Origin of the sequence: Brevundimonas sp. SPF441 (assembly GCF_009661015.1) — a bacterium.
GTDB lineage: Bacteria > Pseudomonadota > Alphaproteobacteria > Caulobacterales > Caulobacteraceae > Brevundimonas > Brevundimonas vesicularis.
Window position 1 is genome coordinate 67,410 of sequence record NZ_WJWX01000007.1, and the last position, 23,713, is coordinate 91,122.

The following is a 23,713-nucleotide window of genomic DNA, read 5'->3' on the forward strand; positions in this document are numbered from 1 at the left end:
ACTGCGAGTTTCGATGCGTAACCTCCTGCTGGCCGCCGCCTCGGTCCTGACCCTCGCTCTGGCCGCGCCCGCCGTCGCCCAGGAAACGCGCGTTCTCGACAGCATGGACGATGCGACGCGGTGGGAGGCCAGCGCCTCGACCGACGTTCACGCCGCCGTCTCCGCCGTCTCCGCCGTCGCCGGCCATGACGGGAAAGCGGTGCGGCTCGATTACGATTTCGACGGCAAGGCGGGCTATGCGGTGCTCAGCCGCCCGCTGCCGTTCGACCTGCCCGACAACTACGAAATTAGCTTCTGGGTGCGTGGCGCCGGGCCGACCAATACCTTCGAGGTCAAGCTGACAGACGCCTCGGCCGAGAATGTCTGGTGGAAGCAGACGGCGCGCTACGACTTTCCCGACGGCTGGACCCGGTTCGTCATCAAACGCCGTCAGGTCTCCAAAGCTTGGGGACCAAGCCCTGAAACCATCCTGCGTCGCGCCGAGCGGGTCGAGTTCGTCGTGGTCGCGGCCGAGGGCGGCAAGGGATCGGTCGAGATCGATGAACTGACACTGCGCGCCCTTCCGGTCGATCCGCCTGTCCCGCCTCAACCGGTCGCCAGCGATGGGCAGACGAACTCGACCGCCGCCAACGCCGTCGATCTCGACCCGAAAACCGCTTGGACCTCGCCGGTGGGCGGGGCGTCGGCCCTGACATTGGACCTGGGCTACGAGCGCGAGTTCGGCGGCCTGACCCTGCGCTGGGGCGAGCGGGGCGCGGCGAGCGACTATCGCGTTTCGGCCTCGAACGACGGGCGCGACTGGCGCGAACTGGCGACGGTCACGAGCGGCAACGGCGGCGTCGACTGGCTGAGGACGCCCGAGGCGACGGCGCGCTGGCTGAGACTTGAGCCGCTGAAAACCATTCCTGCCTCCGATGTGGTCGGCTCGTCCGGCGCGGGCCAGCGGCTGGGCGCGGCTCAGGCCACGACCTATGCGCTGAACGAGATCGAGGTCGAACCGCTGACGTTTGGCGCGGACCGCACCGTGTTTCTGGAAGCCGTGGCCAAGGAAAACCGGCGCGGTCTTTATCCGCGCGGCTTTTCCGGCGAGCAGTCCTACTGGACCCTGGTCGGTGTCGATGGGGGCGGGGAGAGCGGCCTGATAGGCGAGGACGGGGCCATCGAGCTCCGTCGCGCCGGGCCCAGTATCGAACCCTTCGTGGTCGATAACGGCCGACTCATCACTTGGGCCGACGTCAATATCGAGCAGGGGCTGAAGGACGGCGACCTGCCGATCCCGTCCGTGACCTGGACCGCCGACGACTGGACGCTGAAGATCACCAGCTTCGCCGACGGACCGGCCAATCAGGCGCAGCTCTGGGGCCGTTACGACCTGACCAACACCTCCAGCCGGCCGCGCACCCTGACGCTGGCCTTGGCGGCGCGCCCGATGCAGGTGAATGCGCCGCGTCAGTTCCTGGCCATTCCCGGCGGCGTCAGCCCGGTGGAGACGATCGGCTGGGACGGCGCCGAACTGAAGCTGAACGACACGGTGCGTGTGCAGCCGTTGGCGGCCCCGGATCAGGTCGCGCTGGCGACCTTCGACGCGGGCAGCGATCCGCAGTCCCTGATCCTGCCGTCCGCGCGCCGACCGGCGGGCGAGGCGGCGACCACTACGGACGGCACGGGGCTGGCCGCCGGCGCCCAGACCTACGAGATGACGCTGCAGCCCGCCGAGACCCGCACGGTCGGCTGGGTGTCGCAACTGTCCGGCGACGCCTTGGCGCCCGAGCCGGTGGGGCAGGCGGCTGCGGTTCTGGATACGGTTGAGGCCCGACTGGCGGCTGAATGGCGCGCGAAGCTGGATCGGGTGGAGCTGACCCTGCCGCCAGCCGCCCAGCGGATCGAGGACGCGCTGAAATCGTCTCTGGCCCATATGCTGATGTCGCGTCAGGGGCCGATCCTTCAGCCGGGCACACGCAGCTACAATCGTTCCTGGATCCGCGACGGGGCCATGATGGCCGAGGGTTTGAACCGGCTGGGCATGGCCGAGCATTCGGCCGACTATCTGCGCTGGTACGCCCCCTATGTGTTCGAGAACGGCAAGGTGCCGTGCTGCGTCGATGCGCGCGGCGCCGATCCGGTGCCCGAGAACGACAGCCACGGCGAGTTCGTATTCCTGGCCGCCGAGACCTATCGCTACACCAGGGACGAGGCCCTGCTGCGCCAGGTCTGGCCGCAGGTGCAAAAGGCCATCGCCTATATGGACGAGCTGCGCGCCTCGACCAGAACGGCGGCCTTCCAGACGTCGGACCAGCGGCATCTGTACGGCCTGCTGCCCCCGACGATCAGCCACGAGGGCTATTCGGACAAGCCGGCCTATTCCTACTGGGACGATTTCTGGGGCCTGCTGGGCTACAAGGACGCGGTCTTCATCGCCGAGACCCTGGGCGATGTAGAGGCTGCGGCCCGCTACGCGGCAGCGCGGGATCAGTTCGCCGCCGACATCCGCGCGTCGATCACGGCGACGGCGGCCCATCATGGCATCGACTGGATCGCTGGGGCTGCGGACCGGGGCGATTTCGACGCCACCTCGACCACCATCGCCCTGTCTCCAGCGGGCGAACAGGATAATCTGCCGCCCGAGCTTCTGGCGCGAACCTTTGATCGCTACTGGGAAAACTTCCAGAACCGTCTGACCAACCGCACGGCGTGGAAGGACTACACCCCCTACGAATGGCGGCTGGTCGGCGCCTATGTGCGGCTGGGTCAGAAGGACCGGGCGCTGGATGTGCTGGACTTCCTGATGGCCGACCGCCGGCCCGAGGCCTGGAACGGATGGGCCGAGGTGGTGGGCCGCGAAAAGCGCGAGCCGCGCTTCATTGGAGACATGCCGCACGCCTGGATCAGCTCGGACTATATCCGGTCGGCGCTCGATCTGTTCGCCTATGAGCGGGACCGCGATCACGCCCTGGTGCTGGCGGCTGGCGTGCCGGAGGCGTGGCTGGACACCGCCGAGGGGGTTGGTGTGCGGGATCTGCGCACCGCCTATGGGCCGCTGACCTACGCCTACCGCAAGGGACGGCAGGGCTATGTGCTCACCCTGGGTGACGGCGCGACGCCGCCGGGCGGCTTCGTTCTGCAATGGCCGGAGGGGCAGGGGCGGCCGGAGCGCGTTCGGATCGACGGCCGTGCGGCGACGTGGTCGGGCGACGAGTTGCTCATTCCGGCAGGGGCGCGGCGGGTGGAACTGCGCTGACCACCTGCGTCCCTTCTCCCATTGGGAGAAGGTAGCCCGAAGGGCCGGATGAGGCGCGGCCGGTAGGCTAGGTCGCACCATCCGACCCTCACCCTTTCGCGCGAAGGACGATCGCTAACGCTCTCGTGCGCTCGACCCCTCTCCCAATGGGAGAGGGGTCAGAGCCTCTGGAACGCCTTACCGGCCGCGTCGAACAGATGCGCTTGTTTCGCGGGGACGTGCAGCGTCAGGCGCTCGCCCGCCTTGGCGCGGAGTTCACCCGCCAGCTGAACCGTCAGCGTGTCTTCGGACGCTGGATGCTTCAGGTGCGCCATGGTCGTCGCACCCAGGGTTTCCACGAACATGACCTCGGCGGTCAGCGCATCGCCGTCGCCGGTCGTGGTCAGATGCTCGGGACGGACGCCCAGGGTCACGGCATCGCCCGGCTTGGCCGAGGCGGCGTCAACCGACACCCGGATCGTCTCGCCTGCGGAGGTCTTCACCGTGGCGCCGGTCGCTGAGGCCTCGACGATCTCGGCGGCCAGCAGGTTCATCTTGGGGCTGCCGATGAAGCCGGCGACGAACAGATTGGCGGGGTGTTCGTACAGGTCCATGGGCGCGCCGACCTGTTCGATCCTGCCGCTGTTCAGCACCACGATCCGGTCGGCCAGGGTCATGGCCTCGACCTGGTCGTGGGTGACGTAGATCATGGTGGTTTTCAGCTCGGCGTGCAGCCGCGCGAACTCATAGCGCATCCGCACCCGCAGGGCGGCGTCCAGGTTGGACAGGGGCTCGTCGAACAGGAAGACCTCGGGCTCGCGCACAATGGCGCGGCCGATGGCGACGCGCTGGCGCTGGCCGCCCGACATCGCCTTGGGTTTGCGATCCAGATAGTCAGTGATGCTGAGCGCCTCGGCGGCGGCGCGGACGCGGCGATCGATCTCGCCTTTGTCCGTCTTGGCCAGCTTCAGGCCAAAGGCCATGTTCTCATAGGCGGTCATGTGCGGATAGAGCGCATAGGACTGGAAAACCATGGCGATGCCCCGGTCCGACGGCGACAGGTCATTGACCACGCGGTCGCCGATCAGAACCTGGCCCGTTGTCGCCTCTTCCAGACCGGCGATGGTGCGAAGCAGGGTGGACTTGCCGCAGCCCGACGGCCCGACGAAGACGATGAACTCGCCGTCGGCGATCTCCAGATCGACGCCCTTCAGCACCTCGACGGCGCCGAACGCCTTCTTAACGTCGACCAGACGGACGTTCGCCATGCTTCCTGCTTTCCTGACCCGTTTTGTTTTGCCGCAGCGTAACCGGTTACATGGCGGGATCAATGGCGCACGATGTCTCGCCGACGATTGAAATTGCAAAACTGCAAAATTAAGCTTTCGCAAAATCGAAGCGCTGGATAGAAGCCCGCTGCCAATCGCGGGGGAATATCCGAATGACGCAGCGCAACTTCTTGATGACGACAGCCTCGATCGCCTGGTTGGCGATTGCTGCGGCCGCCCAGGCCCAGGAAGCGTCGCGCGTGGACGATGTGGTCGTCACCGGCTCCCGCATCGCAGGCGGCGAGCGGATCGCCCCGGTAGAGACCGTGGCCCGCGGAACAATCGCCGCCGCCGGGATCGCCGATGCATCTCAGTTGGTCCGGCTGGTCACGGCGAACTCGGGCTCGGAGGCCCAGGTCGATCAGCTGAACCAGCCGCAGAGTTCGGGGACGGCCCAGTTCAACCTGCGCAATCTCGGCCTCGGCTCGACCCTGGTTCTGGTGGACGGCCAGCGGTGGACCAACAGCGCCGTGGTGGCGACGGACGGCTCGGGCTTCGTCGACATCAACTCGCTGGTTCCGATGATCGCGCTTCAGCGGGTCGAGGTGGTCAAGGACGGCGCCTCGGCGGTCTATGGCTCGGACGCGGTGGCGGGCGTGGTCAACTTCATCACTCGGCGGGCCGTGGACCGCCCCGAGATCAGCGCCAAATACGCCGTCGCCGACGGGTCGGAAGAGAGCGTGATCGAGGCGCTCGGCGGGTTCGGCCTACTGGGCGGAGACCTGACGCTGGCGGCCTCGCATTTCCATCGCTCGGCCCTTGGTTCGGACGAGCGAGACTTCACCCAAGCCGAACGCTATGGCCGCGCCGGCTGGACGGCCGTGACCAGCTATGGCCAGCCGGGCTCCTATTTCCGACCCAGCCGCAATGGGTTTTCGCCCGATCCGGCGTGCGGCAATCCGGCGTTCGGCAGCGCCTATCTGAACACGCCGACCGACAGCTTCTGTCGGCTGGACTATTCCGACTTCTTCGATCTGGTCCCGGAGGAGACGCGCACGCAGCTGTTCGCGGACTACCGGCGTCCCGTGGGCGACATGACGCTGGCGTTGCAAGGCGCGTGGTCGGCGACGAACACCATTGCGCGCCAGTCGCCGTCGCTGCCGATCCTGGCGCGGTCGCTGACCGTGCCGGCGACCCATCCCGACAATCCGTTCGGCGAGGCGGTGCTGTTCCGGGGGCGGCTGCTGGGGGCGGAGGCCGGCGCGTCGCAGGCGGAGTTCGACTATCGCACCTGGCGTCTGGCGGCCGGGCTGGATGGGCGCTTCGGCAATGGCTGGACCTGGAACCTGTCGGCGACCAGCAGCCGCCAGCACGTCGCCTATGACAAGCCCGACACCATCGGCAGCGCCTTGCAGAATGCGCTGAACGGCCTGGGCGGGGCAGGCTGCAATCCCGCGACGGGGACGCCCGGCGTCGGCGCCTGCCAGTATTTCAACCCGTTCGGCAGCGCCTATCTGGGGACCGGGACGGCGAACAGCGCCGGCCTGATCGCCAGCCTGATCGGCTCGACCGGCCTGCGGGGCGCGGCGACCCTGACGACGGCGGACGCCTCGACCAGCGGCGAGGCCCTGGCCTGGGCCGGCGGGTCGGTGGATGTCGCCGTCGGCGCCCAATATCGCCGCAGCGGCTTCCGTCACGACTGGAGCGATCTGGTGAACCGGGGCGATCTGCTGACGGCGGGCGTGTCGCCGGACTTCGAGGGCGATCAGGAAGCCCTGGCCGCCTTCGCCGAAGCCCGCCTCCATCTGGGCGACCGGATCGAGGCGCAGCTGGCCGGGCGCTATGAATCCTATGACGGAAACGAGGGCCGGTTCAGCCCCAAGGCCGCGATCCGGTGGGACGTCACCGACGCCCTGGCCCTGCGTGCGTCGTGGGGGCAGGGGTTTCGGGCGCCGTCGGTCTATGCCCAGTCTGGGGCGCAGGCATCGCAGCCGTCGGTGTTCGACCGGGGGGCGTTCGTCTTCGTCAACACCCTGACCTCGGGCCGGGCCGACCTGAAGCCCGAGAAGTCCGAGAGCCTGAACCTGGGCGCAGTCTGGACGCCGATCGAAGGGCTGGAACTGGGCGTGGACGCCTGGCGGTTCGACTATGCCGATCAGGTGGTCAAGGAGTCGACCCAGGCCATCATCAACCAGGCGGCGGCCGATACGGCGGCGGGGCGGACCGGCACGGAGGCCCAGAGCCGCATCACCCGCTCGGCCAGCGGCGCCCTGACCTTCGTGCAGCTGTATTTCGTCAACGCCTCGTCCATCGAGACCCAAGGGATCGACCTGTCGGCCCGCTATCGGCGCGGTCTGTGGGGCGGGGAGGCGACGGGCTCGGCGACCTGGACCTATGTGGACGCCCATGACATCCGGCTGGACGCGTCGGCCGCCAAGGTGTCGGGCGTCGGGTCGACCAACCTGAACAACATCGGCCGATCCCTGCCGCGCAATCGCGGGGAGTTCGCCCTGGACTGGAGCGGCGGGGCGAACGCGGTGACGGCCCTGGTCCACTATACCGACGGATACGCCAACGACCGCAGCGGCATCACCGACGCCAGCATCGCCAGCCAGACGACGCTCGATCTGCTCTACAGCCGCACGATCGGCGCCGACCTGGATCTGTCGGTCGGGGTGGTCAATGTCGCGGACAAGGCGCCGCCGCTGGCGCAGTTCGCCCTGGGCTATGACCCGGTCGTAGCCGATCCGCGCGGGCGGGTGGTCAGCATCGGCCTGAGCAAGCGGTTCTGAGCAAGCGGTTCTGATCGGCGGTTGCGCGGTCAACCGGGCGGTGTATGCATCCCCCAGGGGAGAATCCGATGACCGACGGCGAGACGACGCGCAAGCAGGCGTTCAAGGACCTGTCCGAGGACGCGCTGGGCTTTGGCGGCGCAGAGGTGCGGACCGCGCGCGACCTGCTGGTGCGGCCCCGACTTGTGCTTCAGGCCTGGATGATCGAGGGACCGACGGGGGGCGGGCGTTACGCCAAGCCGTTGAAGCTGTATCTGGCGCTGAACGCGATCCTGATGCTGATCGTCTTTCTGCGCGGGGGCTTGAGCCTCTATCTGGAAGGCATGCCGGCCGATGTTCTGAACCCTTTGCTTCAGGAAGCGGGCAAGTCGCGCGACGCCTTCATGTCGGACGCCGACGGTTGGATGTCGCTGGTGGCTGTGCCGATCATGGCGCCGCTCTACGCCCTGGCGGCCATGCCGCTGTTTCGCCTGTGGGACGCCGAGGACCTGGGCCTGAGATGCGGGTTTCGCGCGGCCTTCGCCTATCTGAACGCCTGGACCGTCCCGTTGCTCCCGCTGGCCTGGTTCATGTTCAGCCCCGGCCCGCTGGCCGCGGCGTGCAGCCTGTTGATGCTGGTGCTGGGCATCGTGGCCTTCATGCGGATGGGGCGGGGACGGTGGTATCGGGGCGTGGTCCCCGGCCTGGCCAAGGGCCTGATCGTGATGACGGCCATTGGTCTGTCCAGCGTCGTTGCGACCTTCATCGTGATGGTTATCGGCGTCTTCGCCGGGTTTGCGGCCTAGACGGTCGCCTGACAAAAACACCGTCTAATTCGTCTGAAATCAGCGACCGAGCGAAATTGCACGGCGCCGGAAAAAGGCGTGCAAAGTGCAAGGTGGTGCAGTTCGTGAGCGCTGCTGTTTTCAAAGACCCGTCGACATTATAGTCCCATTCGGGGGCACGTAAGGTCGATTGACGAAGGCCGTCTCTAAGCGCCCGGCACTAAAGGGGATTTGCCGGCGAACAATGACGGCAAGGCTGCACCTTTGTGCGTGGATCGGTCGTCGGCCGGCATCTGTCCAGAAACCTCATTTTCGGTAGTTGCCTTGTCGACAGGGGCGCGAACGAGGGCGACAGTGTTCGTCGAAGCCTCAAACGGTCCGCCAATGTCTCTGCGTTTACAGGCCGCTCAGGTCGCTTGGCTGAATACGAAGCTGACCCTCGATTTCATCGCCGCATCCCGCACCTGGATCGACGAGGATCTGATATCAGCGCTGCTGACCGCAGGCGTGGTGGATGCGAACGTAAGAGGCGCCGACGACGAAGGTGCGGCACGCGACTCTTCCATTGGAGCCTGCATTTTGCCGAACGCCCTGCGGCGGCCGGTGAATGCCATCAGCATCGCCATGTCCCTGGGCGTGCCGCGCGAGAGCGCACGCACCAAACTGGCGGGATTGGTGGAGCGGGGCGTGCTGGTGCGGACCGACGGCGGCTTCGTCTTGCGCGCCGAGGTGTCGCAGTCGAAACCGTTCAAGTCCGCGATGGAAGCCTTTCTGCTGGCCACGGTGGAGTTCGTCGATGGGCTGGCGATGCTGAACGCATGCGGCGCCCGCGACGGCGACCGGGTCGTCACGCCAGCCTGGCCTGTCGCAGGCCTGGCGACGCGGCTGATGACGGCGCATGTCCTGAAAGGTATCCAGCACGCCCGATCGCTGAAGCCCGAAATCAGCCTGACGACGCACTACGTCCTGCTTTGGCTGTCGCATCTCACCGGAAGCGCCTTGCGCGTCGTTCAGGACGAGCCGGACGCCGGCCGTCTTGCCCCGCTGAACCCGCCGTTCGGGCCGGTGAGCGTGATCGAGGTCGCCAAGGCCGCCAGAATGGACGACGAAACGGTTCGCAGGCACCTGGGTCAGCTTGAAAAGGCAGGCTTGGTCATCCGGGTCGCGGGCAAGAGAGACATCAATCTGCCGGATCAGACCCTGGTCGCGAACTGGCTCGATTTCCAACGCCGGACGATCCTCGGCACGCAGCAACTGGTGCGCAAACTCTATGTCGCGGGCGTGATCGTCGATCGGCCAAGCGAAACCATTCGATTGTTCTGAACGACGATGATGAGGTTCGCATCACAGATTGATGCTGGGGCTGCATTCGTCGGTTGCGCGTTGAATGCCGTCGTCAACAGGGGCCGCACCGATGCCAGCCCTTATTGATGCGTTCGACTGGGCGACGACGCCCCTGGGGCCAAAGCGCGATTGGTCGCCCGCGCTTAGCATTACCTATGACATGATGATGGGAATGGGTTTCGCGGCCAGCGTCATGTGGGGCCCGGAGCGCACCTTGCTCTACAACGGCGCCTACATTCCGCTGCTCGGACAAAAGCATCCGAACGCCCTGGGCCGTCCGCTGGACCAAGTCTGGCATGAGGTGTGGGACGATTTGCGCCCGCTGACGGAGCGCGCGCTGGCAGGCGAAACCGTTTTTCTGGAAGACCTGCCGCTGACGATGGTTCGAAACGGCTATTCGGAAGACACTTGCTGGGTGCTGTCCTACAGCCCCGTGCGGGACGGCGACGCGATCGTCGGCATTCTCAATATCGCCATCGAAACGACCGAGCGGGTGCGGGGCGAGCAACACCGGCAGATGTTGGTCGACGAATGCGGCCACCGGGTGAAGAACACGCTGGCCCTGGTTCAAGCGGTCGCCCGCAGCACCTTGTCGGGCGTCGATCGCGATGTGCTGGAGCGTTTCGACGAGCGACTGAACGCCATCGCCAAGACCCAGCAGACGCTGGACGAAAAGGCTTGGAATGGCGGCGACCTCGGTGAGATCGTTCGAGAAGCGGTGGGTAATCTGGTGCGCAGGCCGGTTTCCATCTCGGGGCCGTCGGTGCACCTGTCGCCGCGTGTGGCGCAGACGGTCGCCCTGATCATACACGAACTGACGACAAACGCGTTCAAGCATGGCGCCCTCGCCAAGCCCGGCGGCCGCGTCTCGGTCGATTGGCGGCTGGATGAGGGTGAACTTGTCCTGACGTGGATCGAAGGCGGGGGCGCGCCGGCCCATCCGCCGCTCAAGACCGGCTTTGGCGTCAAACTGCTCGCGAGAGGCCTGCTGGGGTGCGGCGGCGCGGATCTTCGCTACGGCGTAGAGGGGTTCTCGGCGACGTTCATAGCGCCGGCATCGCGTCTGACCGACAGTTGACGATGCCCTGCGAGGGGGCGAAAGCGGCTGCATCCGCTTGATCCCCGACCTCCGAGAAACCCATGACCTACACCCTCTACGGCATTCCCAACTGCGACACGGTGAAGAAGGCCCGGGTCTGGCTAAAGCAGCAGGGGGTCGACTACGTCTTCCACGACTACAAGAAGGCTGGAGTGGATGCGGGGCGGCTGGGCCAGTGGGTCGACGAGCACGGTTGGGAGACGGTGTTGAACCGGGCCGGGACGACCTTCAAGAAACTGCCGGAAGCCGACAAGGCGGACATCGACAGGTCGAAGGCGATCGCGCTGATGACGGCCCAGCCGTCGATGATCAAACGGCCGGTGCTGGATCTGGGGGATCGGCGGTTGGTGGGGTTCAAGCCCGAGACCTACGCCTCAGCGCTTACCTGAGACGGACGGTCGCGACGACGCCGAAGTGGTCGGACGGATATTCGCCGTTTGTGGGCGTATCGCCGAAGCGGCGGGCCTCGCCGGGCATGAAGGCGGCCTGTTCGACGAAGATGTGGTCGATGACGCGCTCAGGGTGACCCTTGGCCGGGTTCAGGGTGGTCGTGACCGCGCCGCGGGGCAGGGCGCTGAAGAAGCGGGGGCCGGTCAGGGTCGCCAGGCCGGAGTCTTCCTGGGTCGCATTGAAGTCGCCCATGACGATCAGGGGCGTGCCGTCCTGCGCCAGCCAGCCGAGCAGGGATGCGATCTGACGCGCGCGCACCGGGCCGGCGTCGGGCTGCCAGGCCAGATGGGTGACGACCACATCGACTGGGCGTCCCTGAACCGAGACGCGAAGACGGAGCGCAGTCCGGAAATCGTCGAGCGGCTCAAGCTTGGTCGAGGCCTCGGCCAGAACCGGCAGGCGGGTCAGCAGGGCGTTGCCATAGCGGCGCGGGGCGCCCTCGGCGTCGGTTGAGACGAAGGCGACGTGATAGCCGCCCAGCTCGCGCGCCAGCATCCGGGCCTGGTTCTCCAGCCCGACATTGGCGTCCTCCAGCACCTCCTGAAGGGCGATGACGTCGGCGTCCTGGGCCTTCAGCGCAGCGACCAGCAGCGGACGGCGGGCGGCCCAGTCGCCCATGTTGTGCCAGATGTTGAAGGTGACGAGCTTCAGTTCGGTGGGCGTCTTAGCGTTTGGGGCCGTGGCGCAGCCTGCCAGCGGCGCGAGAGCTGCGGCGGCCAGCAGGGTGCGACGGTGGATCATCTCGGCCTCAGCCCTCGACGTCCGTCGAGGGGCGGTCGTGGCCGTCGGCGCTTTCGGTGACCCATTCGCCGGCGGCGGTCTCGTATTCGATGGCGGCGGTCTGGTCCGGCACGCGCTGCTCGCGCGCGACGCGCACGGCGGCGGCCTTGGCGTCGTCGTGGGTGGCGAAGGTCTCGGAATAGGTGTCGCCGGACTTGTAGGCCCAGCCGCCGTCATGCTCGACGATGCGATAGGTGACATGGGCCATGGGACGCGCTCCTGAGATTGATGAAACCGGACCCTAGACCGAACCGGCGGCGGCCGAAACGGCGACCTTACGAAGATTTCACCTAGCGCCGCGCATCCGTTGAGGCGTCGGCCAGCCTCTTGTGATCAGAAGGGCGCCGCATCAGGCTGCTGCAACGGTTCAAGGGATACTCGACATGGAAGACTTCATTCCGATCTTCGCCATCTTCGCCGTCTTCGGCACGATTACGGCCATCGTCTTCGGCCCCACCTTCCTGAAGTACCGCGAAAAGCGCGACATGCAGGAGACCGTGCGTCTCGCCGTCGACAAGGGTCAGGAACTGCCGCCCGAACTGCTCGATGTGATGACCAAGGATGTGCAGAAGGGGCTGCCGTCGCGCAGCAAGGACATTCGCAAGGGCGTGCTCAGCCTGGCGAGCGGCATCGGCATCGCCGGGTTCGGCATCGTCGTTCAGGGCACGACCCACGTCTGGGGCGGCAATGGCCAGGGCGCGTTGCTGGGCATCGCCTGTATTCCCGCAGCCATCGGCGTCGCCTTCATCATCCTGGGCTTCTTCAACCCGAACAAAGACTGACGTCCGCCGGAAGGGGGAAACGTCATGGTCAAATCATTGAGAGACTTCCACGATGTGGAGCTGGCCGCCCAGGCGGCGGCCGGCGGTCGGCGGGAGTATGGCGAGCTGGTGCGTCGGCACGGGTCGGCGGTGCGGGGGCTGCTGCGCCGGATGGGGGCGACGCCGTCCCTGTCCGACGACGTGGCGCAGGACGCCTTTCTGCAAGGGTTTCAGCGGTGCGCGGAGTTTCGCGGGCAGGGGACGTTTGCGGGCTGGATCAAGAAGATCGCCGCACGACTCTATCTGAAGCGGGTGGCCAAGGAGGCGCGCTACGTCGCCGAGATCGAGGCCGATCAGGCGGATGTGGTCGTCGACCGCGGCGGTCTGATGGACCTGGACGAGGCGCTGAAGACGCTCAGCGAGACCGAGCGTGTCTGCGTCTCCCTGTGCCACGGCGCGGGGATGTCGCATCCGGAAATCGCGGCAGCCATGAATTTGCCGCTTGGCACGGTGAAATCGCATGTCAAACGTGGTCTGGATAAACTCCGTGCGCGGCTACAACCGGCGCACGGCTCAGGCGGGAGGTCGGTCCATGTCGGCTGACGAATTCGATCCGATGATCGAAAGGCTGTTCGCCCAGGCGCCGAGCCTGCCGGACGAGGCCCTGTTCCTGGCGACGGTCCAGGCGCGCATGGAGACGCGGTCGCGCTGGCGCGCCCTGACCCTGACGGCGGCGGGATTGATCGGCGGCGTGCTGGCGGTGCGCGAGGGGGTGAACATCAACTTCACCGCCGACGGCGATACGACCCTGGCGCAAGGCCTCAGGGCCGCAGCCGCCACGGCGCAGGGTGCGGCGCAATCAGGCCTGGACGGATTGGGCCTGCAAGGTCTGGGCGTCGGGTCGCTGGATGTGATGAACGGCTCGGGCATGATGGCCTTCTGGATCGTCGCCGGGGCCCTGGTCGCCCTGATGGCGGCGGGCGTGGCGAAGCTATCGCAGGACGTGTGAGCGCGGCTGCAAGGGTGACACCGGCGGGGCAGGGGCCTATCTGACCCCTTCACGTCAGGAGGCCCGGCGATGTCCGTCCACACCCAAGAGAGCGTCAAACGCATCACCGTGCCCGATATCGCGGGGCGCAAGGGCGGCGAGCCGATCGTCTGCCTGACGGCCTATGACGCGCCGATGGCGGCCCTGCTGGACCCGCACTGCGATGTGCTGCTGGTCGGCGACAGCCTGGGGATGGCGGTTCACGGCCTGCCCAATACCGTGGGCGTGACGCTGGAGATGATGATCCTGCACGGGCAGGCCGTCGTGCGCGGCGCCAAACGGGCCATGGTGGTCGTGGACATGCCGTTCGGCTCCTACGAGGGCGGCAAGGAGGTCGCCTACGCCAACTGCGTGCGGGTGATGAAGGAGACGGGCGCCCAGGCGGTGAAGCTGGAGACCAGCATCGAAATGGCCGAGATCGTCGCCTTCCTGGTCAAGCGCGGCATTCCTGTCATGGGCCATGTCGGCCTGCGCCCGCAGGCGATCCTGGCCGAAGGCGGGTTCAAGGCCAAGGGCCGGACCGAGAGCGAGCGTGATCGGGTGCTGGCCGAGGCCAAGGCCGTCGCCGAGGCCGGCGCCTTCTGCATCGTCATTGAGGGCGTCGCCGAATCGCTGGCGCGCGAGATCACCGAGACGATCGACGCGCCCACCATCGGCATCGGCGCCTCGGCCGCCTGCGACGGTCAGGTGCTGGTGGTCAATGACATGCTGGGCATGTTCGACTGGACCCCGAAGTTCGTGCGCAAATACGCCGATCTGCGCACCGAGATCGACCGCGCGGCGGCCGCTTTCGCCAGCGATGTGAAAACCCGCCGTTTTCCTGCCGAAGTCGAGACCTACTTCTCGAAAAAGCCGGCTTCGCAGTAACGGACGACGTTGCGGGCGGGGAGCCGACCTTCTAGGGTCCGCGCCGGTTTGCATTTCGCGATTTTGGGGCGACGTTTCAGTGGTTGATGTCTTCGAGCAGGTCGAGGAGGAGCTTCGCTCCGACAAGTTGAAGCGCCTGGCCAAGACCTGGCTGCCCGTTTTCGGCGTGGTGCTGGTCGTCGCCCTGATCGGCGCCCTGGGCTGGTGGGGCTGGGACAGCCTGAACTCCAACAAGGCCGCCAAGGCCGCCGAGGCCTATGATCGCGGCATGGAGGCCCTGCGCGCCGACAAGCCGATGGACGCCCGCGCCGCCTTCGAGGAAGCGATCAAGGAAGGCAACGGCGCCTACAAGGTCCTGGCCCTGCAGCAGCAGGCCGGCCTGGCCGTCAGCGCCAACAAGTTCCAGGACGCGGTTCGCCTGTTCGATGAAGCCGCCAAGGCGTCCAGCGATCCGATCTTGTCGGACCCGCCCGCCCTGAAGGCCGCCTTCCTGATCATGGACACCGCGCCGCTGGCCGAGATCGAAAAGCGTCTGACGCCGCTGGCCGAAGACAAGCGCCCGCTGCACGCCTTCGCCCAGGAGGCCCTGGCCCTGGCGCGCCTGCAACACGGCAAGACCAAGGAAGCGCGCGAGGCCTTCGTGCTGCTGCAACTAGGTCAGGACGTGCCGGACTCGATCCGTCAGCGCGCCCAGATCGCCGTGGAATCCATCGACGCCGGCACCGCAGCCGCCATCAAGCCCATCATCGACGCCGCCGCCCAGGCGACGCCGCCGGCCGCCGGCGCTGCGAACGCGATGACGCCCTCGGCCGCCCAAGCTGCCCCGGCTCAGGCTGCTCCGGCCCAAGCTGCCCCGGCTCAGGCCGCACCCGCTCAGGCGGCTCCCGCCGCCGCGCCGGCCGCCCAATAGTGACGACCCCTTACAGGACGCCCCCGATGAACCGAGTTCTGAAAGTCGCGCTGATCTGCGGCGTCGCCGCGACAATGGCGTCCTGCGGCACCGTGCGCCGCAACCTGCCGTTCGGTCTGGGCGGCGGCAAGGAAGACGCCGGCGCGACCGCCTCGGCCGGGCAACGCATCTCGGTGCTGGAGTTCGAACAGAGCCTGTCGCCGTCGGCCGCCCTGTCGGGCCGCGACTTCTTCTTGCCGGGTCCGCAGGCCGTGACGGCCTGGACGCAGCCGGGCGGCACGTCCGAGAACCTGGTCGAGCACGTCATTGCGGCGCCGAACTTCCAGATCGCGTGGAAGCGGGGCGTCGGCTCGGGATCGGCTCACGTCGGCAACGTCATGGCCCCGATCGTGGCCGCCGACGGCAAGATCTTCGTGCTGGACGGCGAATCGACCGTTTCGGCGGTTTCGGCCGACACCGGCGCGATCCTGTGGAAGGCCAACGTCAAGAACGCCGATCGTGACCGCAACGGCGGCTTCGGCGGCGGCGTCGCCGTGGGCGGCGGCAAGGTCTTCGTCTCGTCCGGCTATCGTTCGATGACGGCGCTGGACGCCAACACCGGCGCGGTGGTCTGGACCCAACAGGTGGACGCCCCGATCCACGGCGCCCCGACCGTCTCGGGCAACCGGGTCTTCGTCGTGGACGTGGACAGCCAGCTGTTCGCCTTTGACGCCAACACCGGCGCCCAGGACTGGACCTATCGCGGCATCGCCGAGCCGGCGCGCGTCATGCGCGCCTCCAGCCCCGCCGTCAGCGGCACGACCGTCGTCGCCCCGTTCGCCTCGGGCCAGCTGGTCGCGCTGAGCGCCCTGAACGGCCAGGCGGTGTGGGAAGAGACCCTGTCGCGCACCAGCCGCACCAGCGCCCTGTCTGAGGTTCGCGACGTGGCGGGCCGTCCGGTCATCAGCCGCGGCATGGTCTATGGCGTCAGCCATTCGGGCGTGATGTCGGCGCTGGACCTGCGTTCGGGCCAGCCCAAGTGGCAACTGCCGGTGACGGGGGTGAACGCGCCTCTGCCGGTCGGCGACGCCGTCTTCGTGGTGTCCAAGTCGGGTCAGCTGATCACGGCCAACCGTGACACGGGCCAGATCTACTGGACGCGCGAACTGAACGAGGGCCGCGAGCGCCGCGAGGGCGGTTTCCTGACCTTCGGTCGTCGCACCATCCGCCCGCAATGGTCGGGGCCGCTGCTGGCCTCCAACCGTCTGGTGATGGTCAATTCGTTCGGCGAAGCCGTCGCCTTCGATCCGAAGACCGGCGTAGCGCAGACGACGCTGAAGCTGGGCGCGCCGGCCTATATCGCGCCGGCCGCCTATAACGGCGCGCTCTATGTGCTGACCGACAACGGCCAACTGATCTGCATCCGCTGATTTTCAGCCCAAACTAAGCTAGAAGGCCGACATGGCTCTGAAGGTCGCCATCGTCGGCCGCCCCAATGTGGGCAAATCGACACTGTTCAACCGCCTCGTCGGAAAGCGCCTGGCGCTCGTCGACGATCGCCCCGGCGTGACCCGCGACCGGCGATACGCCGACGGCAACATCGGCGACATGGACCTGACGCTCATCGACACGGCGGGATACGAGGACGTCACCGACGACAGCCTGGAAGCTCGGATGCGCGAGCAGACCGAGGCCGCGCTGGACGACGCCGAACTGGTCATGTTCATGATGGACGCCCGCGAGGGCGTGACGTCGCTGGACCGGATATTCGCCGAGCGCCTGCGCCGAGTGCACAAGCCGATCATCCTGTTGGCCAACAAGTCCGAGAGCCGCGAAAGCGGCGGCGGCGTCGGCGAGGCGCACGCCCTAGGCTTCGGCGAACCCGTCGCCATCTCGGCCGAGCACGGCGAGGGGATGGCCGATCTGTACGCCGCCATCGTCGCGGCCTCGCAGGACATCTTCGTCGAGGAGATCGACGAGCCGGATAAGCCGATCCGCATCGCCGTCATCGGCCGGCCCAACGCCGGCAAGTCGACCCTGATCAACCGCCTGATCGGCGACGACCGCTTGTTGACCGGGCCGGAAGCGGGCATCACCCGCGATTCAATTTCGGTCGACTGGCAGTTCGAGGGCAAGAACATCCGTCTGGTCGATACGGCCGGCATGCGTCGCAAGGCGCGGGTGCAGGAGAAGCTGGAGAAGCTGTCGGTCGCCGACACGATCCGGGCCATCACATTCGCCGAAGTCGTCATCCTGATGATGGACAAGGACGACGCCTTCGACACCCAGGACCTGCAATTGGCCGATCTGGTCGAGCGCGAAGGCCGCGCCCTGGTCTATGTCGCGTCGAAGTGGGACCTGGAAGACGAGCCCCAGTCCCGTATGGCCAAGCTGAAGGGCATGGCCGAGGACAAGCTGCCGCAACTGAAGGGTTCGCCCTTCGTGGCCCTGTCGTCGCACAGCGGGCGCGGAGTCGAACGGCTGATGCCGGCGGTGCTTCAGGCCTATGACACCTGGTCGGTCAAGGTGAAGACCAAGGACCTGAACACCTGGCTGTCCATGGCGACCCAGCGGCACCCGCCCCCCGCCGTGGACGGCAAGCGGATCAAGCCGAAATACATCGCCCAGACCAAGGCCCGCCCGCCGACCTTCGTGCTGATGGCCAACCGCGCCGAGTCGATGCCGGAGCATTACAAGCGCTATCTGGTCAACTCGATCCGCGAGAGCTTCGACCTGCCGGGCACGCCGATCCGTCTGAACGTCAAGTCCAGCGGTGTGAACCCCTATGCCGAAGGCGGCGCCAAGTCCGGGCCGGAACGCTACAAGGGCGACGCCAAGACCGCGCCGCGCCGCGTCAAGAAGGCCGAGAAGGAAGAGGCCCTGTCCAAACTGCCCGGCAAGGCGCTGGAGCAGAAGAAGACCCGCAAGGCCCAGCCCAAGATTCTGGGCGGGTTGAAGTCCAGCGCGTCGAAGAAGGCCGGTTCGTCCGTGGCGGTTCAGAAGGGCGCGCGCGGCGGCGCTCGCCAGGTGTCGCGTTCGGGCCGGATCCGCACGGGCCAAAAGGGCGGCGCCAAGAAGTGACGGCGTGAGCGAGGCCGAGAGCGCGCTTCCCGCCCGGCCCACCTCGCGTTGGCTGATCCTGGACGGGCAGGGGCGGGTGCTGCTGTTCCACTTCGTGTTTTCCGAAGGACCGCTTGCCGGCACGGCCTTCTGGGCGACGCCCGGCGGCGGGTGCGAGGCCGGCGAGACTTTTGAAGACGCCGCGCGCCGCGAACTGTTCGAAGAGACGGGCCTGGTCGTCGAAGATCCCGGCCCGCAGGTCGCTCAGGTCCGCGTCAGCTTCCGCCTGCCTGACGGCCGGATGGCGGATGTGGATCAGAGGTTCTTCCTGCTGCGTACCGAGGCGTTCGACCTGTCTTCCGCAGGCTGGACCGTGGAAGAACAGGGAGTTCTGGTCGATCACCGCTGGTGGAGCCTCGACGACATTCGCGGCTCGGCCGAGACGATCTGGCCGGCGGAACTGGCGGATATCCTCGATACGCTCTGAGGCTCAGCCCATCATCAGGCTTTCGCGCATGCGGGCCGCGTCGCGGCCGGGCGGAAGGCCGAACTGACGGGCGTATTCGCGACTGAACTGGGACGGGCTGTCATAGCCGACGGCGAAGCCGGTCTCGGCTGCGCCCTCGACGCCCGTCAACAGCCGGGCGCGGGCTTCGCGCAGCCGCAACTGCTTGTGGAACTGCAAGGGGCTCATGGTCGTCACGGTGCGGAAATGTCGGTGGAACGTCGACAGGCTCATGCCCGCCATGTCCGCCAGAGTCTCTAGCCTGACCGGTTCGGCGTAATGGGCGCGGAGCCAGTTGATGGCACGACTGACGCCTGAAAGGCGGCTTTCGGCCGAGCCGATCTGGCGCACGGTCGCGGCGTGCCGGCTGTGGAGCAGGCGCCAGATCAACTCGCGTTCGATCATCGGCGTCATGACGGCGATTTCCTCGGGCCGGTCCAGGAGGCGCAGCAGGCGGGCCATGGGCTCCAACAGTTCGTCCTCCAGCGGAGTCACATGGATGCCGGTCGGCGGCGGCTGATCCGAGGGGGCTGGCACGTCGATCTCCAGCATCAGGCCGGCGATGGTGGCGGGGTCGAGGTCGAAGCTGAGGGCGCGATACGGCGCCTCGATGATGCTGCCACACACCGGCAGTTCGGCCGATACCACCAGGCAATCGCCGGCCTGATAGGAATAGACGGTCTCGCCCAGGATCGTCTGTTTGGCGCCGCACACAACCAGGCACAGCATGGGGTCATAGGCGACGGGGACCAGCCGGGTCTGCGCGTTGCTGCCATACAGGCGCAGCCGCGGCACGGCCGATCGCGTCAGATCAGGCGGCGCGTGACGGGCAACGATGTCGCTCATTTCGGGCAAGAAACTCATGACGGCATTCAGCGCCGGCCACAGGCTATTCGCAAGCGGGCGAGAGCGGTTTGACAGGATCGTGCAAGCCTTCGCCCGGATCGCCCTAACGCCGTCGATCTGAAACCGCGTCTTCTGCATCCGGTCAGGCAGAGGAGATTTCCCATGACAACAACCAACCAAAAGACCTGGCTCATCACCGGAGCGGCGCGCGGCCTTGGCGCCGGGATCGCACGCGCGGCGCTGGACGCGGGCGACCGCGTCGTCGTCGCAGGTCGAAACCACGACGCCCTGATCAAGGCCTTCGGACCGGATAGCGACACGGTGCTGAGCCTGACGTTGGACGTCACCCACACGATCGCCATCGCCGCCGCGGTCGAGGCCGTCATGGCGCGCTTCGGCCGCATCGACGTTCTGGTGAACAACGCCGGCTATGGCCACCTCGGCATCTTCGAGGAGACCAACGCCCAGGATGCGCGCACCCAGTTTGACACCAATGTCTTTGGTCTATTCGACATGACGCGCGCGGTGCTGCCGATCATGCGCGCGCAGAGGTCGGGTCATGTCTTCAACATCTCGTCGATCGGCGGCTTGATGGGCGGTGAGAGCGGCGCGATCTATTGCGCGTCCAAGTTCGCGGTCGAAGGCTTCAGCGAGTCCGTCGCGCAAGAGGTGCGTCCGTTCGGCATACATCTGACCATCGTCGAGCCGGGCTTCTTCCGCACCGACTTCCTCGACGCCTCGTCGATCCGATACGGCGATAATCCCATCGCCGACTATGCCGAAGCATCGCGCGCCATCCGCGCCTTCTATGACGCGCGCAGCCATAATCAGGCGGGCGATCCTGCGAAATTGGGTCAGGCCCTGGTCGTCTTGGCGAATGCGGAACACCCGCCGGTGCGATGGTCAGCGGGCACGGACGCCATCGGCGTGGTCGAGATGAAGGCGGACAGCCTGAGGGCCGAACTGGAGGCCTGGCGCGATCTTTCAGCCTCAACCGACGGCGATTTCACCTTCCGCGAAGAGCCAAGGCTAGGCGGCGCCTGGGGCTGATCCCAGCCTAGACCAGCGCTTCCGTCGTCGGTCCGGCCGCCCAATCGCGGAAGCGGATCGTCAGCGGGGGCGTGGTGTCGGGGCGGGCCAGATCGACCACCAGGGGGCCGATCTCGGAGGGGTGGGGCAGGACGGACGGGTCTTCGCCCGGATAGGCCTGGGCGCGCATGGCGGTGCGCATGCGGCCGGGATCGACGATGCTGACGCGGACGGGCGTGCTCTCGATCTCATCGGCCCAGGCCTTCACCAGAGCCTCGGCGCCCGCCTTGGTCGCGGCGTACATGCCCCAGAAGGCCTTGGGCGCGCTGGCGACGCTGGTGGTGAAGTGGATGGCGCGGCCGGCGTCGGAGGCGCGCAGCAGCGGCTCCAGCGAGCGGATCAGGCGATAGACGGCGGTGAAGTTGGTCTTTTCGACCTTGGCGAACTCGCGCGGGTCGGCGTGCGACACCGGCGTCAGGCCCGAAGGGCCCATGGTGGCGGCGCAGTGGACCCAGATGTCCAGCTTCCTGAACCGTTCGAAGATGGCGCCGCCCAGCCGGTCGATGGCCCCGCCGTCCACCAGATCGAACGGGATCAGGGTCGCATGGCGCCCGGTGGCGGCGAAGATGGCGTCGTCCAGCTCTTCCAGACCGCCTTGCGTGCGCGCCGTCGCAATGACGTGGGCGCCGGCCTTGGCCAGGGCGAAGGCGCTCTCATAACCGATGCCGCGCGAGGCGCCGACGACGAGGGCGATACGGTCGTTCAGGGGAAGTTCGGACATGGCCGCTGATAGCGCGGCCTCGGCCCTCAAGCCAAGGCCCGCGCGCTCAGGTTTTGCCCTAGGCGCTGACCAGCAAGGACAGCTGTTTGGCGCCGAACTCGCGTCCGCCTTCCTCGATCTCGCGATCCAAGAGGCGGGTGGGGTAGTCGCCAGTGAAATAGTGGTCGGTGAACTGCGGGGCGGCGGGGTTGCGGCCGGTCTCGCCCATTGCACGATACAGGCCGTCGATGGACAGGAAGCCCAGTGAATCGACCTCCAGCATATCGCGCATTTCTTCCAGCGTCTTGTTGGCGGCCAGCAGCTGCGCGCGCTCGGGCATGTCGATGCCGTAGAAGTCGGGGAAGAGGATCTGCGGGCTGGCCGAGCGCAGGTGAACTTCGGTGGCGCCGGCAGCGCGCACGGCGCGGACCAGTTTCAGCGAGGTCGTGCCGCGCACGATAGAATCGTCGATCAGGACAACGCGTTTGCCGGCCAGGGCCGACTTGTTGGGGCTGTGCTTCATGCGCACGCCCTTCTGGCGGGCGCCCTGGCTGGGCTGGATGAAGGTGCGGCCCAGATAGTGGCTACGGATGATGCCCATTTCGTAGGGAATGCCGCTTTCCTGGGCGTAGCCGAGGGCGGCGGGTACGCCGGAATCGGGCACCGGCACGACGATGTCGGCCTCGACGCCCAGTTCGCGAGCCAGGCCGCGACCCATTTCCTTGCGCACCTCATAGACGGAGCGGCCGTTCACGACCGAATCCGGGCGTGAGAAATAGACGTACTCGAACAGGCAGGGACGCGCCGCGCGGGCGGGGAAGGGCTTGAGCGAGCGCAGGCCGCTGTCGTCGATGACGACGATCTCGCCGTGTTCGACGTCACGCACGAACGTGGCGCCCATCATGTCCAGGGCGCAGGTCTCGGACGCCAAAACCCAACCGTCGCCCAACTGGCCCAGCACCAGCGGGCGGATGCCCAACGGGTCGCGGGCGCCGATCATCTTGGTGCGGGTCTGGGCCACCAGGGCGTAACCGCCCTCGATCCGGGCCAGGGCGTCAGTGAAGCGATCGACGATCTTGGCTTTGCGGCTGCGTGCGATCAGGTGGAGGATGACTTCGGAATCCGAGGTCGACTGGAAGATGGCGCCCTCGCTGACCAGCTGGGCGTGCAGGAATTTAAAGTTGGTCAGGTTGCCGTTGTGGGCGATGGCGATGCCGCCCTGGTCGAGATCGGCGAACATCGGCTGGATGTTGCGCAGGAAGCTGCCGCCGGCGGTGGAGTAGCGGGTGTGGCCCACGGCCGCGCGGCCGGGCATCCGCGTCATCAGGTCGGCGCCGCCGAAGGCCTCGCCGACCAGGCCCTGGTGGCGTTCGGTGTAGAAGCGCTCGTCCTTGACGCTGGCGATGCCGCAGGCTTCCTGGCCGCGATGCTGAAGGGCGTGAAGGCCCAGGGCGACGACGGAAGAGCCTTCGTCCTCGTCCGCGCCCCAGACGCCGCAGACGCCGCATTCCAGACGGAGCTGGTCTTCCTCCGGCTCGCGCCAGTGCTCGCGGTGAACGACGGGATCGGCGATATGGTGGCGCATCGTGGGGCTCCGATGACCGGGGGGAACTTAACGGGCGGCTTCGCGGCGCGAGTTAGGCTCTGATTGCGTCGGGGGCAAGGCTTCGTCGTCCGAAAAGCCCCGGCGTACGGACGAATCCACGACGGGAGTGATGGCGTCGGCGCCGCGTCCGATGCTGGGCAGGACGATCTGGATCATCCGCGCGCCCATGGCGCTGACCGGATAGAGGGCCGCCTTTCCGAGCCAGAGCGGGGTGCGCTCGCCTGGCAGGGCTGCGACGATGACCAGATGCACCGCGCCGATCAGGACCAGCGCACGGATGCCGCCGATGAACAGGCCGAAGATGCGGTCGATGACGCCGAGGTGCGGATGGTCCTTGGCGCTCTTGGACATCATCGAGCCGACCAGGCGCAGGCCGAAATAGACGACGAAGAAGGTCAGGACGGCGGCCAGGATCGACCCGGCCCACTCGGGATCGACGAAGGCGCGCGTGACGCCGGCGGTCCAGGGCAGGGCGATCAGGGCGACCAAAGCCGCCAGGGTCGCGCTGAGCAGCGTAATGACCTCGCGCACCCCGCCGCGCACCCAGCCGGCGGCGACAGAAAACAGGATCACCACGATGGCGAAGACGTCGTATCCGGTCACGCGTGCGGGATCCTGCGGTTGCTAC

Annotated in this window: 22 protein-coding genes; 15 read left to right on the plus strand and 7 right to left on the minus strand. The window is 67.1% G+C overall.

The annotated features are described in order from the left end of the window. The first annotated feature begins 13 nt into the window (after window positions 1-13). Window positions 14-3,238: a discoidin domain-containing protein gene (locus tag GGC30_RS06335; RefSeq protein WP_153923162.1), complete on the plus strand. Its 3,225-nt coding sequence runs from the start codon at window positions 14-16 to the stop codon at window positions 3,236-3,238. Window positions 3,239-3,396: 158 nt separating this feature from the next. Here GGC30_RS06335 and GGC30_RS06340 read toward each other — a convergent pair whose 3' ends face one another. After that, window positions 3,397-4,485 carry an ABC transporter ATP-binding protein gene (locus GGC30_RS06340; RefSeq protein ID WP_153923163.1) on the minus strand — a complete coding sequence of 363 codons (1,089 nt, stop codon included), beginning with the start codon at window positions 4,483-4,485 and terminating at the stop codon, window positions 3,397-3,399. A 173-nt stretch (window positions 4,486-4,658) separates the two neighbouring features. Between GGC30_RS06340 and GGC30_RS06345 the strand changes: the two genes are divergently transcribed. The 5 genes from GGC30_RS06345 to GGC30_RS06365 all read left to right on the plus strand — a co-directional run bounded on the left by GGC30_RS06345 (window position 4,659) and on the right by GGC30_RS06365 (window position 10,873). Then, window positions 4,659-7,277, plus strand: coding sequence for a TonB-dependent receptor domain-containing protein (locus tag GGC30_RS06345; protein WP_153923164.1), 2,619 nt, complete (start codon window positions 4,659-4,661; stop codon window positions 7,275-7,277). 68 nt (window positions 7,278-7,345) lie between these two features. Beyond that, window positions 7,346-8,062 carry a hypothetical protein gene (locus tag GGC30_RS06350; protein ID WP_153923165.1) on the plus strand — a complete coding sequence of 239 codons (717 nt, stop codon included), beginning with the start codon at window positions 7,346-7,348 and terminating at the stop codon, window positions 8,060-8,062. A gap of 363 nt (window positions 8,063-8,425) precedes the next feature. Further along, complete coding sequence (locus GGC30_RS06355) at window positions 8,426-9,364, plus strand: winged helix-turn-helix domain-containing protein (protein WP_153923166.1); 939 nt, start codon at window positions 8,426-8,428, stop codon at window positions 9,362-9,364. A gap of 91 nt (window positions 9,365-9,455) precedes the next feature. Then, window positions 9,456-10,463, plus strand: coding sequence for a sensor histidine kinase (locus tag GGC30_RS06360; RefSeq protein ID WP_194943539.1), 1,008 nt, complete (start codon window positions 9,456-9,458; stop codon window positions 10,461-10,463). Between the two features lie 62 nt (window positions 10,464-10,525). After that, window positions 10,526-10,873, plus strand: a complete 348-nt coding sequence (locus tag GGC30_RS06365; RefSeq protein ID WP_153923168.1) for an ArsC family reductase — start codon at window positions 10,526-10,528, stop codon at window positions 10,871-10,873. Here the strand turns inward: GGC30_RS06365 and GGC30_RS06370 are convergent. Next, window positions 10,866-11,675, minus strand: coding sequence for an endonuclease/exonuclease/phosphatase family protein (locus tag GGC30_RS06370; RefSeq protein WP_153923169.1), 810 nt, complete (start codon window positions 11,673-11,675; stop codon window positions 10,866-10,868). The two genes, GGC30_RS06365 and GGC30_RS06370, sit on opposite strands and share 8 nt — an antisense overlap. Window positions 11,676-11,682: 7 nt before the next feature. Beyond that, window positions 11,683-11,922 (minus strand): DUF2188 domain-containing protein, encoded by a 240-nt coding sequence (locus GGC30_RS06375; protein WP_055808379.1) that lies wholly within the window; start codon window positions 11,920-11,922, stop codon window positions 11,683-11,685. A gap of 175 nt (window positions 11,923-12,097) precedes the next feature. Between GGC30_RS06375 and GGC30_RS06380 the strand changes: the two genes are divergently transcribed. From GGC30_RS06380 to GGC30_RS06415, 8 genes are all read left to right on the plus strand, one after another. Further along, window positions 12,098-12,496 (plus strand): DUF6249 domain-containing protein, encoded by a 399-nt coding sequence (locus GGC30_RS06380; protein ID WP_055808381.1) that lies wholly within the window; start codon window positions 12,098-12,100, stop codon window positions 12,494-12,496. 24 nt (window positions 12,497-12,520) lie between these two features. Further along, window positions 12,521-13,078, plus strand: coding sequence for an RNA polymerase sigma factor (locus tag GGC30_RS06385; protein ID WP_055808384.1), 558 nt, complete (start codon window positions 12,521-12,523; stop codon window positions 13,076-13,078). Further along, entirely contained in the window at window positions 13,068-13,484 is a 417-nt protein-coding gene (locus GGC30_RS06390) for a hypothetical protein (protein ID WP_017506107.1), read from the plus strand. Before GGC30_RS06385 ends, GGC30_RS06390 begins: the two co-directional genes overlap by 11 nt. Window positions 13,485-13,553: 69 nt before the next feature. Beyond that, window positions 13,554-14,390, plus strand: coding sequence for a 3-methyl-2-oxobutanoate hydroxymethyltransferase (panB, locus tag GGC30_RS06395; protein WP_153923170.1), 837 nt, complete (start codon window positions 13,554-13,556; stop codon window positions 14,388-14,390). A 79-nt stretch (window positions 14,391-14,469) separates the two neighbouring features. Continuing rightward, entirely contained in the window at window positions 14,470-15,300 is an 831-nt protein-coding gene (locus GGC30_RS06400; RefSeq protein ID WP_316407340.1) for a tetratricopeptide repeat protein, read from the plus strand. Between the two features lie 26 nt (window positions 15,301-15,326). Beyond that, the gene (locus GGC30_RS06405; protein ID WP_088582173.1) at window positions 15,327-16,709 is read left to right on the plus strand and encodes a PQQ-binding-like beta-propeller repeat protein; all 1,383 of its coding nucleotides are present in this window, start codon (window positions 15,327-15,329) and stop codon (window positions 16,707-16,709) included. Window positions 16,710-16,740: 31 nt separating this feature from the next. Beyond that, window positions 16,741-18,360 carry a ribosome biogenesis GTPase Der gene (der, locus tag GGC30_RS06410; protein ID WP_055754955.1) on the plus strand — a complete coding sequence of 540 codons (1,620 nt, stop codon included), beginning with the start codon at window positions 16,741-16,743 and terminating at the stop codon, window positions 18,358-18,360. A 4-nt stretch (window positions 18,361-18,364) separates the two neighbouring features. Beyond that, entirely contained in the window at window positions 18,365-18,826 is a 462-nt protein-coding gene (locus tag GGC30_RS06415) for an NUDIX hydrolase (RefSeq protein WP_370451906.1), read from the plus strand. A gap of 3 nt (window positions 18,827-18,829) precedes the next feature. On the opposite strand, the gene GGC30_RS06420 is transcribed toward GGC30_RS06415, so the two are convergent. After that, complete coding sequence (locus tag GGC30_RS06420; protein ID WP_153923171.1) at window positions 18,830-19,690, minus strand: AraC family transcriptional regulator; 861 nt, start codon at window positions 19,688-19,690, stop codon at window positions 18,830-18,832. Window positions 19,691-19,852: 162 nt separating this feature from the next. Here GGC30_RS06420 and GGC30_RS06425 point away from each other — a divergent pair, with 162 nt between their 5' ends. Then, window positions 19,853-20,740 (plus strand): oxidoreductase, encoded by an 888-nt coding sequence (locus GGC30_RS06425; protein WP_153923172.1) that lies wholly within the window; start codon window positions 19,853-19,855, stop codon window positions 20,738-20,740. 7 nt (window positions 20,741-20,747) lie between these two features. Here GGC30_RS06425 and GGC30_RS06430 read toward each other — a convergent pair whose 3' ends face one another. Genes GGC30_RS06430 through GGC30_RS06440 form a run of 3 tightly spaced genes read right to left on the minus strand, consistent with a single transcriptional unit; the run spans window position 20,748 to window position 23,688 of the window. Beyond that, complete coding sequence (locus GGC30_RS06430) at window positions 20,748-21,500, minus strand: SDR family NAD(P)-dependent oxidoreductase (protein WP_153923173.1); 753 nt, start codon at window positions 21,498-21,500, stop codon at window positions 20,748-20,750. Window positions 21,501-21,558: 58 nt separating this feature from the next. Further along, window positions 21,559-23,064 carry an amidophosphoribosyltransferase gene (gene purF / locus GGC30_RS06435; RefSeq protein ID WP_153923174.1) on the minus strand — a complete coding sequence of 502 codons (1,506 nt, stop codon included), beginning with the start codon at window positions 23,062-23,064 and terminating at the stop codon, window positions 21,559-21,561. Window positions 23,065-23,091: 27 nt separating this feature from the next. Further along, window positions 23,092-23,688: a CvpA family protein gene (locus GGC30_RS06440; protein ID WP_316407351.1), complete on the minus strand. Its 597-nt coding sequence runs from the start codon at window positions 23,686-23,688 to the stop codon at window positions 23,092-23,094. Window positions 23,689-23,713: the final 25 nt, after the last annotated feature.